Origin of the sequence: Nocardia sp. NPDC004654, from assembly GCF_040609595.1 — a bacterium.
GTDB lineage: Bacteria > Actinomycetota > Actinomycetes > Mycobacteriales > Mycobacteriaceae > Nocardia.
In genome coordinates this window covers 868,034-884,215 of sequence record NZ_JBEXKI010000003.1, presented here as the reverse complement: position 1 = coordinate 884,215, position 16,182 = coordinate 868,034, and the positions used below count along the sequence as shown (strand labels likewise).

At 67.6% G+C, this 16,182-nt stretch carries 16 protein-coding genes; 13 read left to right on the top strand and 3 right to left on the bottom strand.

The annotated features are described in order from the left end of the window. Nucleotides 1-8: 8 nt before the first annotated feature. The 10 genes from panD to ABZV58_RS13885 all read left to right on the top strand — a co-directional run bounded on the left by panD (nucleotide 9) and on the right by ABZV58_RS13885 (nucleotide 10,530). Nucleotides 9-428, top strand: coding sequence for an aspartate 1-decarboxylase (gene panD, locus ABZV58_RS13930; RefSeq protein WP_355000466.1), 420 nt, complete (start codon nucleotides 9-11; stop codon nucleotides 426-428). A 29-nt stretch (nucleotides 429-457) separates the two neighbouring features. Beyond that, complete coding sequence (locus ABZV58_RS13925) at nucleotides 458-1,252, top strand: type III pantothenate kinase (RefSeq protein WP_067790002.1); 795 nt, start codon at nucleotides 458-460, stop codon at nucleotides 1,250-1,252. Between the two features lie 189 nt (nucleotides 1,253-1,441). Continuing rightward, the gene (locus ABZV58_RS13920; protein ID WP_355000465.1) at nucleotides 1,442-2,038 is read left to right on the top strand and encodes a cysteine dioxygenase family protein; all 597 of its coding nucleotides are present in this window, start codon (nucleotides 1,442-1,444) and stop codon (nucleotides 2,036-2,038) included. Between the two features lie 8 nt (nucleotides 2,039-2,046). Continuing rightward, nucleotides 2,047-2,469 carry a rhodanese-like domain-containing protein gene (locus ABZV58_RS13915; RefSeq protein WP_141811520.1) on the top strand — a complete coding sequence of 141 codons (423 nt, stop codon included), beginning with the start codon at nucleotides 2,047-2,049 and terminating at the stop codon, nucleotides 2,467-2,469. Nucleotides 2,470-2,884: 415 nt separating this feature from the next. Next, nucleotides 2,885-4,390: a lysine--tRNA ligase gene (lysS, locus tag ABZV58_RS13910; RefSeq protein WP_355000567.1), complete on the top strand. Its 1,506-nt coding sequence runs from the start codon at nucleotides 2,885-2,887 to the stop codon at nucleotides 4,388-4,390. A 155-nt stretch (nucleotides 4,391-4,545) separates the two neighbouring features. Further along, the gene (locus ABZV58_RS13905; RefSeq protein ID WP_355000464.1) at nucleotides 4,546-4,905 is read left to right on the top strand and encodes an Lsr2 family protein; all 360 of its coding nucleotides are present in this window, start codon (nucleotides 4,546-4,548) and stop codon (nucleotides 4,903-4,905) included. 316 nt (nucleotides 4,906-5,221) lie between these two features. After that, entirely contained in the window at nucleotides 5,222-5,782 is a 561-nt protein-coding gene (locus ABZV58_RS13900; RefSeq protein ID WP_245910550.1) for an FHA domain-containing protein, read from the top strand. A 130-nt stretch (nucleotides 5,783-5,912) separates the two neighbouring features. Then, a complete protein-coding gene (locus ABZV58_RS13895) occupies nucleotides 5,913-6,527 on the top strand; it encodes an anthrone oxygenase family protein (RefSeq protein WP_355000463.1) in 615 nt (204 codons plus the stop codon). 107 nt (nucleotides 6,528-6,634) lie between these two features. Next, complete coding sequence (locus tag ABZV58_RS13890; RefSeq protein WP_355000462.1) at nucleotides 6,635-7,579, top strand: alpha/beta fold hydrolase; 945 nt, start codon at nucleotides 6,635-6,637, stop codon at nucleotides 7,577-7,579. 392 nt (nucleotides 7,580-7,971) lie between these two features. Next, complete coding sequence (locus tag ABZV58_RS13885; protein ID WP_355000461.1) at nucleotides 7,972-10,530, top strand: ATP-dependent Clp protease ATP-binding subunit; 2,559 nt, start codon at nucleotides 7,972-7,974, stop codon at nucleotides 10,528-10,530. Nucleotides 10,531-10,591: 61 nt separating this feature from the next. On the opposite strand, the gene ABZV58_RS13880 is transcribed toward ABZV58_RS13885, so the two are convergent. The 3 genes from ABZV58_RS13880 to ABZV58_RS13870 form a co-directional block, all read right to left on the bottom strand. Beyond that, the gene (locus ABZV58_RS13880) at nucleotides 10,592-11,053 is read right to left on the bottom strand and encodes a YfbM family protein (RefSeq protein WP_355000460.1); all 462 of its coding nucleotides are present in this window, start codon (nucleotides 11,051-11,053) and stop codon (nucleotides 10,592-10,594) included. A 197-nt stretch (nucleotides 11,054-11,250) separates the two neighbouring features. Then, nucleotides 11,251-13,257 carry a histidine kinase gene (locus tag ABZV58_RS13875; RefSeq protein WP_355000459.1) on the bottom strand — a complete coding sequence of 669 codons (2,007 nt, stop codon included), beginning with the start codon at nucleotides 13,255-13,257 and terminating at the stop codon, nucleotides 11,251-11,253. 385 nt (nucleotides 13,258-13,642) lie between these two features. Next, nucleotides 13,643-14,251: a helix-turn-helix domain-containing protein gene (locus tag ABZV58_RS13870; RefSeq protein ID WP_355000458.1), complete on the bottom strand. Its 609-nt coding sequence runs from the start codon at nucleotides 14,249-14,251 to the stop codon at nucleotides 13,643-13,645. A gap of 177 nt (nucleotides 14,252-14,428) precedes the next feature. On the opposite strand from ABZV58_RS13870, the gene ABZV58_RS13865 reads away from it, so the two are divergent. From ABZV58_RS13865 to ABZV58_RS13855, 3 genes are all read left to right on the top strand, one after another. Further along, nucleotides 14,429-15,076 (top strand): NAD(P)H-dependent oxidoreductase, encoded by a 648-nt coding sequence (locus ABZV58_RS13865; protein WP_355000457.1) that lies wholly within the window; start codon nucleotides 14,429-14,431, stop codon nucleotides 15,074-15,076. A 258-nt stretch (nucleotides 15,077-15,334) separates the two neighbouring features. Beyond that, a complete protein-coding gene (locus ABZV58_RS13860; protein ID WP_355000456.1) occupies nucleotides 15,335-15,655 on the top strand; it encodes a multidrug efflux SMR transporter in 321 nt (106 codons plus the stop codon). A 60-nt stretch (nucleotides 15,656-15,715) separates the two neighbouring features. After that, entirely contained in the window at nucleotides 15,716-16,171 is a 456-nt protein-coding gene (locus ABZV58_RS13855; protein WP_355000455.1) for an SRPBCC domain-containing protein, read from the top strand. Nucleotides 16,172-16,182: the final 11 nt, after the last annotated feature.

Genomic DNA, 16,182 nt, shown 5'->3' with positions numbered 1-16,182 from the left:
CGACGAAGATGTTGCGCACCATGATGAAGTCCAAGATCCACCGCGCCACCGTGACCCACGCCGACCTGCACTACGTCGGTTCGGTGACGGTGGACCAGGATCTGCTGGACGCGGCCGATCTGCTCGAGGGCGAGCAGGTCTGCATCGTCGACATCGACAACGGCGCCCGCCTGGAGACCTACGTGATCGCGGGCGAGCGGGGTTCCGGCGTCATCGGCATCAACGGCGCCGCCGCGCACCTGGTGCATCCCGGCGACCTGGTCATCCTGATCGCCTACGGGATGATGAACGAGCAGGAAATCGCCGAATACGACCCCAAGGTCGTCTTCGTCGACGAGCGCAACCGCCCGATCGAGCTCGGCTCCGACCCGGCGCACGCCCCCGAGGGTTCCGGCCTGACCTCCCCGCGCTCGCTCACTTTCGCCTGACGGCCACTGATTCGAAAGTCGGGTGAGCAATGCTGCTGACCATCGACGTCCGCAACACCAGCATCGAGCTCGGCCTGTTCTCCGGCAGCGGCTCGCACGCCAAGCTGGTGCGGCACTGGCGGATGCACACCAATCCGCTGCTGACCGCCGACGAGTTCGCCATGCAGGTGCGCGGCCTCGTCGGGGCCCAGCTGGACGAGGTGATGGGCGTCGCGGCCCTGTCCACGGTGCCGCCGGTGCTGCACGAGCTGCGCGCCATGCTGGAGCGGTACTGGTCGCACGTGCCGCACGTGGTGGTGGAACCCGGTGTGCGGACCGGCATTCCGCTGCTCGTCGACAATCCGAAGGAGATCGGCGCGGACCGGATCGTGAACGCGCTCGCCGCCCAGCAGCGCTTCGGCTCGGCCGCGATCGTCGTCGACTTCGGCACCGCGACCACCGTGGACCTGGTCTCGTCCAAGGGCGAGTTCCTCGGCGGCGTCATCGCGCCGGGCGTCGCCATCTCCAGTGAGGCGCTCATCGAGCGAGCGGCGCTGCGCCGCGTCGAGCTGGCGCGCCCGCGTTCGGTGGTCGGCAAGAACACCGTCGAGGCGATTCAGTCCGGGGCTGTCTTCGGTTTCGCCGGGCTGGTGGACGGTCTGATCGACCGCATCCGCGACGAGTTCGACGCGTTCGCGGGCGACGACGTCGCCGTGGTCGCCACCGGCATCAGCGCGCCGCTGATCGTGCCGGAGTCGGAGACCATCGACCATCACGAGCCGCACCTGACCCTGACCGGCCTGCGCCTGGTCTACGAACGCAACCAGCAGCGCCGCAAATCCTGACCGTGCGCCCGGGGTGGGGCGTGAATCACCCCGGGTGGGTCTGTTCTTCTGTCGAAGAGCGCTGCTAGACTCGCCGACGTGTCTTTCCGCGTGAGCACCCAGGAGTGTTGTCGAGGCTGATTCCGGCCTCGACCGATCGAGGCCGACCGCGAGTCCCTCGACCGATCCCCACCTCCTGGAGTTTCGCTCATGCGTTCCTCTGTTCTTTCCCTTTCCTCCGCACGTGACAGCCTGTCGGCCAAGCCGCCGGTGGACCGTGCCGTCGCGCCCGCGCTCCCGACCAGGCTGCGTCCCGCCGATCTGCTGCGGCTGACCGACGAAGGCGCCGAGGACGTGCTCGCGGGACGCTACGACCACCTGCTTCCCGCGGGCGGCGTCTGGCCCGTCGAGGAGCGCTGGGCTACCCGGCTGCTCTCCGACGACGAGGTCGACGTCTGGCTGATCAGCTGGACGCCGGGCAAAGCCACCGAGCTGCACGACCACGCCGGATCGCTGGGCGCGCTCACCGTGCTCAGCGGGGCGCTCTCGGAATTCCGTTGGAACGGCACGGAATTGCGCAGGCGGACGCTGACCGCGGGCGATCAGGCTTCCTTCCCCATCGGCTGGGTGCACGACGTGATGCGCGCACCGGCCGCCGCCGAATCCGCGGGCCCGCTCGATCCGACGTTGAGCGTGCACGCCTATTCACCGCCGCTGACCGCCATGTCCTACTACGAGGTGACCGGCCACGGCACCCTGCGGCGTACCCGAACCGTTCTCACCGACCAGCCCGAAGGTGATATGTGATGGCCCCCTTGACCATCGACCAGATGCTCGACAACGCGCGCGAGCAACTCGACCGGATCTACGCGTTCGAATTGCCCGCCGCGCTCGCCAGGGGCGCCATTCTGGTGGACATCCGCCCGCAGGCGCAGCGCGATCGGGAGGGCACATTGCCGGGCGCCCTGGTGATCGAGCGGAATGTGCTGGAATGGCGGCTCGACCCGACCAGTTCCGCGCGTTTGGCGCTGGCCGCCGATCACGACGTGGAATGGATCGTCGTCTGCTCCGAGGGCTACACCTCCAGCTTGGCCGCCGCCTCGTTGCAACAACTCGGGCTGCACCGGGCCACCGATCTGATCGGTGGTTACCAAGCGCTCAAGGCGGCGGGCCTGCTCACCATCGCGAGCCGGGCGCCGCACTTCGCCCGCGAGGTCACCGCGCTCGCCTCGTTGTAATTCGGTACGAGATGCTTCTATCTCGAAATAGTAGGTAGGGCAATCGATTTCGGTATTCCAGCGGGGGCGGGTGTACCTGCTGGTGGTGCGGTTCTCCGGGTGAGTACCTGCCAACGGAAAAGGCAGGGCCTGGTCGTGTGCCGTCTCCGCACAAGAACACCTGTCAGGGGCGGTGAAACCCGCTCGCGTTTCGGCAGACGGCCTTCGGAACGAAAGACCATCAGGCGCCGGAAGCCGATGCCGATTCGTTACTATCGGGCGGAGCCCGGGCGGCCCGCAAAAGGATTTCCGGTGCACGCTAGGGTTGTCCGATGTGAGCACCCCGAACACGCCCTCGTCCGGTCGCTCCGCGGGTTCGGTTCCTGCGGCGCAATCCCGCCGACCCGCCCCGGAAGTCGACGACGTCCCGGAGCAGATGCGGATTCGCCGGGAGAAGCGTGAGCGGCTGCTAGCGCAGGGCGCCGAGGCGTATCCCGTTGTGGTGCCGCGCACGCACTCGCTGGCCGAAATCCGGGCCGCCTTTCCGGATCTTGCCGCCGATACCCAGACCGGGCAACTGGCCGGCGTCGTCGGCCGCGTCATTTTTCTGCGCAATACCGGCAAGCTCTGCTTCGCCACGCTCCAGGAGGGCGATGGCACCAAGCTGCAGGCCATGATCAGCCTCAACGGCGTCGGAGCGGACGCGCTGGCGGCCTGGAAGTCCGACGTGGACCTCGGTGACTTCGTTTTCGTGCACGGTGAGGTCATCGCCTCGCGCACCGGGGAATTGAGCGTCATGGCCGATTCCTGGTCCATGTCGGCCAAGGCGCTGCGGCCGCTTCCGGTGGCGCACAAGGAGATGAACGAGGAGTCCAGGGTCCGGCAGCGCTATGTCGACCTGATCGTGCGTCCCGAGGCCAGGGAAATGGCGCGGACCAGGGTCGCGGTGGTTCGTGCGCTGCGCGCCGCGCTGGAGCGCCGCGGCTTCCTCGAGGTGGAGACGCCGATGCTGCAGACGCTGCACGGCGGCGCGGCGGCCCGGCCGTTCGTCACCCGTTCCAACGCCCTCGATATGGACCTCTACCTGCGCATTGCGCCGGAACTGTTCCTGAAGCGGTGCGTGGTCGGCGGTTTGGAGAAGGTCTTCGAGATCAACCGGAACTTCCGGAACGAAGGCGCCGACTCGACCCATTCGCCCGAGTTCGCAATGTTGGAAACGTATGAGGCCTATGGCACGTACGACGACTCCGCGAAGATGATCCGGGAATTGGTGCAGGAAGTCGCGCAAGAGGCTTTCGGCACCCAGGTGGTGACCCTCGCGGACGGTACCGAATACGATCTTCGGGGCGAGTGGGCAACCGTCGAGATGTACCCTTCGTTGTCCGATGCGCTCGGTGTCTCGGTCACCCCGGAAACATCGGTCGAGGAATTGCTGGCACTCGCCGATCGGGTCGGACTGGAAATTCCGGAGGGCAAGGGCTACGGCCACGGCAAACTGGTCGAAGAACTGTGGGAGCACGAGTACGGCGACAAGCTCTATGCGCCGACATTCGTGCGCGACTTCCCGATCGAGACCTCACCGCTGACTCGTCAGCACCGCAGCAAGCCCGGAGTTACCGAGAAGTGGGATCTGTATGTCCGCGGCTTCGAGTTGGCCACCGGCTATTCGGAGTTGGTGGATCCGGTGATCCAGCGCGAGCGTTTCGTGGACCAGGCTCGGCTCGCCGCGCAGGGCGATGACGAGGCAATGGCGCTGGACGAGGACTTCCTTGCCGCGATGGAGCACGGCATGCCGCCGACAACTGGAACCGGTATGGGAATCGATCGGTTGTTGATGGCACTCACGGGATTGGGAATCCGCGAAACGATACTGTTCCCAATTGTGCGTCCGGTCACTCAGCGAGCCTCGGGCGACCGGTCCGCAGGCGGCGCCGGAGCGTAACCAGACACCGGTCGGCGAACATCGCAAATCAAACAGAGTCGGGTGCGTTTCGATAGCCGAAGTCTCGTCTTGGAATTTTCTGAATTCGAGGTATTCTTGCCTCGGGTAATCGGCCTAGTATGCGGGTCGCACGATTTCGAGAGGACGTTCATCTCATGGCAAAGAAGGTCACCGTTAGCCTGATCGACGATGTCGACGGTGAGTCCATCGCGGACGAGACCATCGAGTTTGCGATCGACGGTGTGTCGTACGAGATCGACCTGTCGTCGGCAAATGCCGCGAAGCTGCGTGACGGGCTGGAGCAGTGGGTTTCCAGTGCGCGCCGGGTGAGCGGCCGTCGCCGCGTGAAGGCCGCCGCCGGTGCCGCCGCCACCCCGAAGAGCCGGGTCTCCATCGACCGGGAACAAAGTGCGGCAATTCGCGAGTGGGCACGGCGGAATGGCCACAAGGTCTCCGCTCGCGGACGTATCTCCGCCGACATCACCGACGCGTACAACAAGGCCGCGAAGGGCTAGTACTTTTCCACCGCTGCCGCCTGGGCGAATCGTGCGACGCCCGGGCGGCAGCAGCATTTGTGACCTGTGCACGTTCGCCTCCACTTCGGGCGTGCGGGACATGGAAGGACTTCGTTCGACCGCGTCGGGCTTCGGACTCGACGCCGACCATCGACCGGACCGGCACGATCTTGCTCGTGGTACCCCGAAGCGGCACCATGGAAACTGTGCGAAGGTCGTCACTGGCGGTATGGAGAGATGAGGTATCGGCGCAGTGACTGGATTCGTCGGATCATTGTTGCGATTCACCGATGACTCGGGCCGCCAGCAGGAGCTGATGCTGAGCCCGGATCAGCAGCGAGTCACGATCGGCCGTTCGCCCCATGCCGATCTCGCGTTGCGCTGGGACGCGGAGGTCTCGCGCCTGCACGCGGCCGTCGAATATCTGGGCGCGCACTGGACGATCGTCGACGACGGACTCTCCCGCAACGGCACCTTCGTCAACGGCGAGCGACTGGTCGGCAGGCGCCGCCTGATGGCGGGGGACAAGATCCGGGTCGGCACCTCGCTGGTCTCCTTCCACGATTTCGGCGCGGTCGCCGATGACGCCACCCGCACCTCCACCGGCTCGATTCCCACCCTGCGTTCGCTCACCGAGACCCAGCGCGCGGTGCTCGTCGCGCTGTGCCGCCCGTACAAGAACGGCGCGGGCTTCGCGACCCCGGCCTCCAACCAGCAGATCGCGGAGGAGCTGTTCCTCAGCGTCGACGCCATCAAGACCCACCTGCGCGCGCTGTTCGCCAAGTTCGGCGTGGAAAGCCTGCCGCAGAACCAGAAGCGGGTGCGCCTGGCGGCACTGGCCATGCAGAGCGGCATCATCTCCGACCGGGATCTCTGACCCGCGTGTGGACGCCCGCTTAAGCGGGCGAGCGTCTCGACCATGGAAGCGCGGGCCCGTTCACGATTGACTTGTACTCGTCGCCGGACCGAGACGATTCGGACCGGGACTGTGAGGCAGGAGAAATCGAATGTTCGCGCTGAGAATCGCCGCGCTGGTGGCGGCCGTGCTGGCTACGGGTCTGACCGCCGGTGTGTTCTACGCCTACGCCATCTCGGTGATGCCCGCGCTGAACCGCAGCGACGACCGGACCATCGTCGACGTGATGCAGAAGATCAACGTGGTCATCATCAATCCCTGGTTCATGATCGCCTTCATGGGCACCGTCGCGTTCGGCATTCTCGCCGCGGTGCTGCACCTGGGCAGGGAGCACCGCGCGACGCTGGTCTGGATCGCGATCGCCGTGGCGCTCAACGTGATCGCGTTCGCGGTGACCGCGGGATTCAACGTCCCGCTCAACGATCAACTGGCCGCCGCGGGCGATCCAGGGCAGATCGCGGATATGGCGGCGGTTCGCGCGAACTACGAGGCCGACTGGGTGCGCTACAACGTGATCCGCGCGGTGGTGCACACCCTGGCCTTCCTGGTGCTGTGCGGCGCGCTGTTCGCGGCGGGCGTCCAGCAGGGCAAGAGCGAAGCCGCGGGTCCCGCCCAGGGCGCCACGGGTTCCGCGCAGGGCGTGACGGCCTACGCCGCGCCCGCCGGATACGGTCCGCAGTACCCGGCAGCGCCCCGGCTCGGCTGATTCGCCGACGGTAGAACGGGTTACATAAGTTACTCGCCGGTATCGGCACTATCTGGGACACGTCCTCGGTAGCTTCTTCTGGAACAAGTTCCAGAATTGGAGGCTCCATGCGACGTGTCCCAGTTCCGTTCGTGGTGGCCTTCGTGCTCGCCGCGCTGTGGATCGGCGCGGCGGGTTCCGCGCACGCGCAGCGCTACCCGGTCGTCTACAACTTCTTCTCCGGCATCCCGTCCGAGCTGGTCGAGCCCGGCGGCTCGCTGCCAGGCTCCAACGACTGGTCCTGCCGGCCGAGCGCGGAGCATCCCAACCCGGTGGTCCTCGCGCACGGCACCGGCGGTGGCGCACAGACCAATTGGGGCGTGTACGTGCCGCTGCTGGCCAACGAGGGCTACTGCGTCTACGCGCTGACCTACGGCGCCCACGCGCTGCCCTGGCCGCTGTCCGCGATCGGCGGCATGCGGCCGATGGAGCAGAGCGGCTCGGAGCTCGCCGCCTTCGTCGACCGCGTGCTCGCCGCGACCGGCGCCGCGAAGGTGGACATCGTCGGGCACTCGCAGGGCAATTTCATCGGCAACTACTACGTCAAGCGGCTCGGCGGCGCGGACAAGGTGGACAAGCTCGTCGGCATCGCCCCGCCCTGGCTCGGCACCAACGCGGGGGGCCTCGGCGCCGCCGCCGCCTTCGCCGCTCGCCTCGGCGCGGGACCCGCCTTCGACATGGCGGTCGGCGCCACGATGTGCCACGCCTGCCGCCAGCTCATCGCGGGCTCGCCGTTCCTCGAGGCGCTCAACGCCGACGGCGTCTATCACCCCGACATCACCTATACGAACATCGCCACCCGGCTCGACGAGGCCGTCATCCCGTATACCGCGGGCCTGGTGCCCGGCCCGAACGTCACCAATGTCGTGGTTCAGGACGGTTGCGCGCAGGATTACTCCGAGCACGCGGGCATCGCGGGCACCGCGCGGGCGGCGGGATTCGTCATGAACGCACTGGACCCGGCCCATCCGCGGCCGGTACCGTGCCAGTTCGCCGCACCGTTCACGGGCTGAGCGCGGGAGTGGCGGCCGCCCGGCCGCCGCAACGATTCGAAAATCGGGGGTTGCCGGGAACACCGGGAGCGATTCGGTCGTTTGCACTGGCAGGGGCGTCAACGGGGCGACGATGGCCCGTGGATCGGGGCGAGATCGCCCGATCAGAGGGTGTTCGCTGTCGGCAAAACCGCATCGGAAACGAAACCCGAAACGCTCACGTTATGAGTGAATGACCGTGCTGTCGCTGGTCCCCAATAGGGTGGACTGGAGGCGGCCCGGACCCCCGCCAACTAGAGTGGATGGCGGGGGCCGCAACCCCCGGGCTTCATGGCAGGCTGACGACCGAAGGTTGACCACAGCACTGAAGCGTCGGACGCCTATGAAGGTCTGAGCAGGAGAGTGAGGGAGCGATGTTCGAGAGGTTCACCGACCGCGCGAGGCGTGTCGTTGTCCTGGCCCAGGAAGAGGCCCGGATGCTCAACCACAACTACATCGGCACCGAGCACATCCTGCTTGGCCTCATCCACGAGGGTGAGGGTGTAGCGGCGAAGTCGCTGGAGTCTCTTGGCATTTCGCTGGAGGGTGTGCGCAGCCAGGTGGAGGAGATCATCGGCCAGGGCCAGCAGGCCCCGTCCGGGCACATCCCGTTCACCCCGCGCGCCAAGAAGGTGCTGGAGCTGAGCTTGCGCGAGGCGCTGCAGCTCGGCCACAACTACATCGGCACCGAGCACATCCTGCTCGGCCTCATTCGCGAGGGCGAGGGCGTTGCGGCGCAGGTGTTGGTCAAGCTCGGCGCCGACCTCAACCGGGTCCGCCAGCAGGTCATCCAGCTGCTGTCCGGGTACCAGGGCAAGGAGCCGGTGGAATCCGGCGCCCGCGGCGAGGCCGGGACCCCGTCCACCTCGCTGGTGCTCGACCAGTTCGGTCGCAATCTGACCCAGGCCGCGCTCGAGGGCAAGCTCGACCCGGTCATCGGCCGCTCGAAGGAGATCGAGCGGGTCATGCAGGTGCTCAGCCGCCGCACCAAGAACAACCCGGTGCTGATCGGCGAGCCCGGTGTCGGTAAGACCGCCGTCGTCGAGGGTCTGGCGCAGGCCATCGTCAACGGCGAGGTCCCCGAGACGCTGAAGGACAAGCAGCTCTACACCCTCGACCTCGGTTCGCTGGTCGCGGGCAGCCGCTACCGCGGTGACTTCGAAGAGCGCCTGAAGAAGGTGCTCAAGGAGATCAACACCCGCGGCGACATCATCCTGTTCATCGACGAGCTGCACACGCTGGTCGGTGCGGGCGCGGCCGAAGGCGCCATCGACGCGGCCTCGATCCTGAAGCCGAAGCTGGCCCGCGGCGAGCTGCAGACCATCGGCGCGACCACCCTCGACGAGTACCGCAAGTACATCGAGAAGGACGCCGCCCTGGAGCGCCGCTTCCAGCCGGTCCAGGTGGGCGAGCCGACCGTCGAGCACACCATCAACATCCTCAAGGGGCTGCGCGACCGCTACGAGGCGCACCACCGGGTGTCCATCACCGACGGCGCGCTGGTCGCCGCCGCGACGCTGGCCGACCGCTACATCAACGACCGGTTCCTGCCGGACAAGGCGATCGACCTGATCGACGAGGCGGGCGCGCGCATGCGCATCCGTCGCATGACGGCTCCGCCGGACCTGCGCGAATTCGACGACAAGATCGCCGACGCGCGCCGGGAGAAGGAGTCCGCGATCGACGCGCAGGACTTCGAGAAGGCCGCGCGGCTGCGCGACAAGGAGAAGCAGCTCGTCGCCAAGCGCGCCGAGCGGGAGAAGCAGTGGCGGTCCGGTGATCTGGACGTCGTGGCCGAGGTCGACGACGAGCAGATCGCGGAGGTGCTGGCCAACTGGACCGGTATCCCGGTGTTCAAGCTCACCGAGGAGGAGACCACCCGTCTGCTCCGCATGGAGGACGAGCTGCACAAGCGGATCATCGGCCAGGAGGACGCGGTCAAGGCCGTCTCCAAGGCGATCCGCCGTACTCGCGCCGGTCTGAAGGATCCGAAGCGTCCGTCCGGTTCGTTCATCTTCGCCGGTCCGTCCGGCGTCGGTAAGACCGAGCTGTCCAAGGCGCTGGCGAACTTCCTGTTCGGCGACGACGACGCGCTCATCCAGATCGACATGGGCGAGTTCCACGACCGCTTCACCGCCTCGCGGCTCTTCGGCGCCCCTCCGGGCTACGTCGGCTACGAGGAGGGCGGCCAGCTCACCGAGAAGGTGCGCCGCAAGCCGTTCTCGGTCGTGCTGTTCGACGAGATCGAGAAGGCCCACCAGGAGATCTACAACACCCTGTTGCAGGTTCTCGAGGACGGCCGCCTGACCGACGGCCAGGGCCGGACCGTGGACTTCAAGAACACGGTGCTGATCTTCACCTCGAACCTCGGCACCTCGGACATCTCGAAGGCCGTCGGCCTGGGCTTCTCGCAGTCCAACAGCGAGGGCTCGAACTACGAGCGGATGAAGCTCAAGGTCAACGACGAGCTGAAGAAGCACTTCCGGCCCGAGTTCCTCAACCGCATCGACGACGTGATCGTCTTCCACCAGCTCACGACCGAACAGATCGTGCAGATGGTGGACCTGATGATCGGCCGCGTCGCCAAGCAGCTGAAGAACAAGGACATGGAGATCGAGCTGTCCGAGCAGGGCAAGGCGCTGCTGGCCAAGCGCGGCTTCGACCCGGTGCTCGGCGCCCGGCCGCTGCGCCGCACCATCCAGCGCGAGATCGAGGACCAGCTGTCGGAGAAGATCCTCTTCGGCGAGATCGGCCCCGGCCAGACGATCTTCGTGGATGTGGAAGGCTGGGACGGCGAGGGCTCCGGCGAGGACGCCAAGTTCACCTTCACCGGCAAGGCGAAGCTGACCAAGACGCCCGTCGAGGAGAAGCCCGAGGTCGTGCTGACCGGCGCGGGCGAGGGCTCCACCACGGAGGCCGCGTCCGGCGAGTAAGCCGCAACGAAAGGGCCCGCCCCCAACAGATCCGTTGGGGGCGGGCCTTTTTCGTATGCGCTCAGCCGAAGTGCATGACCGCCGCGGAGCCGGTCTTCGCGGCGTCGGCGAAGAACGCCACGAGGATCTCGTAGTGGTAGCGCAGGTAGTCGAGTGCTTGGTCGCCGTTCCTGGTCCAAATGCCCGGATAGACGTTCGCCTCGTCCATGGCGCCGGGGTCGTAGTGGGCGGCGAGCGCGGCGAACGGTGTGGCGCGCAGCTGCTCCGCCGTCGTCTGGACGAGATCGACCGGCCACGCGTAGTACTCGTCGTCGATGAGCTCGCCGCCGAAGAACAGGTCCACACCCGACCGGGCCGCTTCGAGCAGATAGCGCAGCCCGTCCCACGACTTGTCGAGGTAACCCTCGGGATCGCCCTTCGCGCGCTCGATATTCCAAAGGTCTTCTTGCGCTTGCGCTCCGGCGGCCACCAACCCCGCCAACCGCTCGCTCGTGACCTTTTTGAACGACAGGATCACGCCCATTGGTTTCCCCGCTCCCTCGAAATCCGGATGTCGGCGCCGAATTCCGATCCGACTGTGTGCCTTTGTTGATCGAGACGGAATGTAGCCGGGCCTACTGACAGAGTCGTGACCGTGGCTCGGTGATCTCGCTGCCTACGAAACGTCGGCGCCGGGCGTGGAGTCGGTGGGTTGACGGAAGTGGTTGCGATCCAGACCAATTACGGCGACGAAGGCGAGCCGGAGGCGGTGCCGTTGCGGACTTGGTGATCACCGGTCGCGGGAACCAGGCCGTTGGTGTCGGACGAGGCACCGCTGTGCGTTTTCGAGTCGGCTGTCGTGGTGCTGGAGTCGCCGGGTGGTGCGGCCGCGGAGCTGTCGTTTGGGCCGACGGTGTCCGGGCTGCCGGTGGATGTCGACGCGCTCCCGTTGCGGGGCTGACGATCGCCGGTCTCGGCGTCCGAGCTGCCGGTGTTGGGCGGGATGTCGCCGTGCGTATTCCGGTTGGCTGTCGCGGCGTCCGAGTCGCCGGAAGGTGTGGATGCGGAGCTGTCGTGCGAGCTGACGGTGTCCGGGCCGCCGTTAGATGTCGACGCGGTGCCTTTGCGATCGTCGCTCGCGGCGTCCGGGGTAGTGGTGAACGCCGACACCGTGCCGCTGTGTGCGTTCGGCTCGGCCGACTCGGTCGCCAGGGCGGTGTGCGTTCCCGGTGCGGTCGAGTTGACGGAGAGATCCGCTGCGGACCCGTTTCGCCCCTCCGTCACATCGTTCGGCTCGGCGCCGACCTCCTTCCCGACCTCGTTGCCGTTCTTCGGCGCGGGTTCGGTGGGACGGGCCGCCGGGCGTTGTCGCACCGGGACTATCTCGCTGGGTAGCCGGGCCGCGACGCGGAACCCGCCGCTCGGTCGTGGACCGGCGGTCAGGGCTCCGCCGAGGGCGTGTGCCCGCTCGCGCATCCCGATGATGCCGTTGCGGGCGCCGGAACCGGACCGGGCCGCGGGGGCGGTGGGGCGGGAGTTGTCGATGGTCAGGTCGACGGAGCCGGTCGCGTAGCGGACGGTGATCGTGGCGCTCGCGCCAGGAGCGTGGCGCGCCACGTTGGTCAGGGATTCGTGGATGATCCGGGCCGCCGCCGCGTCGATCTCGCCGGGCAGTTTCCGCGGTTCGCCGATGACGCGTGTCTCGACAGTCAGTCCCGCCTCGCGCGGCCGCTGCAACAGCGAGTCCAGATCGCCGATGCTCGGCGCGGGCGCGCGCGGCGCCTCCTGCTTCTTCGGCGGCTCGGCCGGGCGCGGTTCGGTGCGCGGCTCCCGATCGGCGCGCAACTCCTCCGGCCGCTTGTCCGGCTCGGCCGCACCGGATGCCCGCCGCTGGCTCGGTGTGGCCCGCCGCAGACCACGGAGGCCGCGGGTGGGGCGAGACCTCTCGGTCGAATCACGCTGCACCGGCGCGGTTTCGGGGTCGGCCAGGGTCGCGCCCATGCGGATGGTCTGGAGCAGGGTGTGCACCTCGGCCAGTGATTCCTTGCTCGCCGCCTTGATCGCGGCGAGCGCCGTCCTGGCCTGCTGCGGCCGCTTGTCGAACAGCTCCAGCGCTACCGAGGACTGCACGTTGATCAGCGAAAGACTGTGGGCGAGAACGTCGTGCAGCTCCCTGGCGATGGCCAGCCGCTCCTCGGTCGCGCGGCGTTCCCGCTGCGCCTGCTCATCGCGGCGGGCAGCCTCCGCGCGCTGCTCGCGGGCCTCCAGCGTCGCCTGGCGCTGGCGCAACCCTTCGGCCGCGCAGATGAGCACGGCCGACCACGCCATCAGCGCGACGATCTGCCAGCCATTCACCGATTCACCGAGCAACGCGGGCAGCGGCCACACGAAGAGCAGGTAGCCGATCGGCACGAGTGGGTATGTCCACCAGCGAGATCCGATCGTCCCCGCGGTGAGGAAGGCGATCACCAGCGAGAGGAAGATGGGGCCGTACCCGTAGTCGAGCGCCAGGTAGATGCCGCACGCGGCGAGCGCGATCACCAGCACCGGCAGCGGCTGAACGCGCCGGAAAGCCAGCGCGACCGGCCCCGCGAGCAGCAGCAGATAACCGAGCACATCCAGTGACTGCGTGCCGGTCTGGTGCATATCGGCGCCGCGACCCCCGGCCACCTGGACTACCGCGACGATCAACGCGAGGCCCCAGTCCCATACGACCGAGCCACGATTCGCTATGCCTGGCGCACTCACCCTTGCAGCCTAAGGCGTACCTCCGCCTTCGCTCCGGCCATGCGCGGTTTTCGGGCGGACTGCGTCCGGCTGTGTCTCTGGTGCGTACCTTCGCCTTCGCTCCGGCCAGCGCGGACTTTGGGCGGATTGCGCCCGGCAGTGCCCCACGAGGCCGACCGTCGATCGACCTTCGTAAGCGCAGGTATTCGGCGGCCGACCAAACGCCGATGCCGAGCCCGGCCCGCGTCTTCGACGGATTCATCACCGGCACAGTCATTCTCGGCATCTGGACGCGCGCGAGCTCGTTGGTGGGCGCCGCTCGCGGTCCGGCGCTCGCATGGGGCCTCGGCATGGTCTGCTTCGTCAGGCGTGTGAACGGCGTGTGGAACGGTGATAGGGCGGGTGCCTATCGGGGTTTGCCGAGCAGGGCGTGGGCGATCCGATCCAGTCCTCGGGTGATGGTCGATGGGCTGAGCCCGCGTTCGCGTTGTGCGGTGTAGACCTCCGCGGCCAACGGTGCGAGCAGGGAATCGACCAGCGCGTCCGGGTCACGGATGTCCGCCGCCACCAGCAACGCTCGGACGTGGGCGTACCAGAACCCGTATGCCCCGGTCGTGAAGCGGGCGCCGCCGGTCTCCGCGCCGAGTGCCAGGTGCGCGTGGCTGTCGAGGAGTTCGACCATCGCCTCGTAGAAGGCGGCCAGCCGGTCTGCCGGGGACGCGCCTGGGCCGAGGGGTGGTTCGCCGTGCAGCAGGCGCTCTTGGAGGGCGCGTTCGTGCTCGTCGAGGAGCGCGACGGCGATCGAATTCGTGTCCGGGTAGCGGCGGTACAGCGTGCCGCGGCCGACGCCCGCTGCCTTGGCGATGTCGTCCATGGTCACCGCGCGTGGATCCCGCTCGGCGAAGAGTTCCGCCGCGGCCGCGAGGACCTTGGCGCGGTTGCGTGCCGCGTCCGCGCGTTCGCTCGGCGGTCGATCGAGCGGTGCGCCGGTGAGCAGATCCGAGCGGGCATCCATGACAGCGACTCTAGCGGAGTTCGGGATAAGTGGACAGAGTGTCCGATTTGCTGTTAACGTCGAACCGGACAATATGTCCGCTTAATTGAAGGGTTGAATCATGAGCGAACGCAGTGAGCGAATCACTTGCCAGCGCGCGGTGCGCGTGCTGGAGCCGAGCATTGGCGAGGCGCAGGCATGAGCACCTTGTTGCACCTCGACGCGAGCGCCCGGCGCCGCTCCATCAGCCGGGAACTGAGCGCGGAGTTCGCCGCCGCCTGGCGCGCCGGGAATCCGAACGGCGAGTACCTGTACCGAGACCTTGCGACGCGGCCCGTGCCCTTCGTGGGCGAGCCGTGGACCGAGCTGTGCGACGCGGTCCTCGCGCGCGGCGCCTTCGACCCGGCTGACCTCGACGGCCTGGCGACGACTCCGGCCCAGACCGCGGCGCTGGCCGTCCTGCGCCCCCTGTTGGACGAGGTGCTCGCCGCCGACGTGATCCTGATCGGCACCCCGATGTACAACTACTCGATTCCGGCCGTGCTGAAGGCCTGGCTGGACCAGATCACCTTTCCCCGAATGTCGTTGGGGCACCGCCGTTTCGTCGTCGCCTCCGCGCGGGGCGGCAGCTATTCGCCCGGCGCGCCCAAGGCGGCCTTCGACTACCAGGAGCGCTACCTGCGCGACTTCTTCGCGGGCCACTTCGCCGTCACCGACACGGTTTTCGTGCACGCCGAACTGGCCAACTCCCGCCAGGATCCGGCGCTCGCCGATCGCCGAGCCGAACACGACGACTCCTACGCCAAGGCCATCGAAACCGCCCGCTCCCTCGCGGCGCAGTACTGAACGAGAACGGACGAACCCGAACGACTCGGGCACGCGAATGCCCCGAGCACCCGAACGACTCGAGCGCGAACGGCTAGGCCCTGTCTCGAAGTCCGGGCTGAGGCGCCGGATGGAACTTCGAGACAGGGCCTAGGGCACGTGAACGGCTCGAGCACCCAACGAACGCGCACGCAAACGACTCTCGCCCCTGAACGACTCGCGCTCCTGAATGAGCGGAGCCCCTGAACGAGTGGAGCCCTGAATGAGCGGAGCACCGAAATGAACTGGCTCGTACTAGGTCTCGCGGGCCTCGTCGAGATCGTCTGGTCGCAGAGCATCAAACCGACCGAGAACTTCACCCGCCCGCTGCCCACCCTCGTGTGCTTCGTGCTGGGCAGCCTCGCGGTATACCTGCTGTCCAGAGCCATGCAGACGCTGCCCGTCGGCACCGCCTACGCCGTCTTCACCGGCATCGGCGCGGTGGGCGCGATCGCCCTCGGGATCGTGGTGCACCGGGATCCGTTCAGCGCGGGGCGGTTGCTCGCGCTCGCGCTGATCCTCGGCGGCATCGTGCTCGCCCGGGTGACCAATCCCGAGTGACAGCCGATCACGTCGGGGCAAATGCTGTGGGGGCTTCGGGCGCGCGGGTATGGTCCGGTGATGGTCGACCAGTCAGTTCGTCTCCCGGATCTGTCCGCACGGCCCTACGACCTCACCGTGGAGCGGGTGATGAAAGCACCGCCCAGCTTGCTCTACGCCGCATGGACACAGGGGTTCGACATCTGGTTAGCCGCCCCGGATTCGGTGCGGATGAAGCCCGCGGTGAACGAGCCGTTCTTCTTCGAGACCGAGTTCGAGGGCAAGCGCAACCCGCACTACGGCCGGTTCCTGCGGCTGGAGCCGGAGCGCCTCGTCGAGCTCACCTGGGTCACCGGCGAGAGCGGCACCGAGGGCGCCGAGACGGTGGTGAGCGTGCAGTTCGTCAAACAGCCGCGCGGCATCCGGCTTCGCCTGCGGCACTCGGGGTTCGCGAGCGAGGCGGCCAGAGACCGGCACCGTGCGGCGTGGCCCCGGATACTCGAGCAGCTCGACGGGAAGCTCGGCGCGGCGAGCTGACGGCTCGCCCG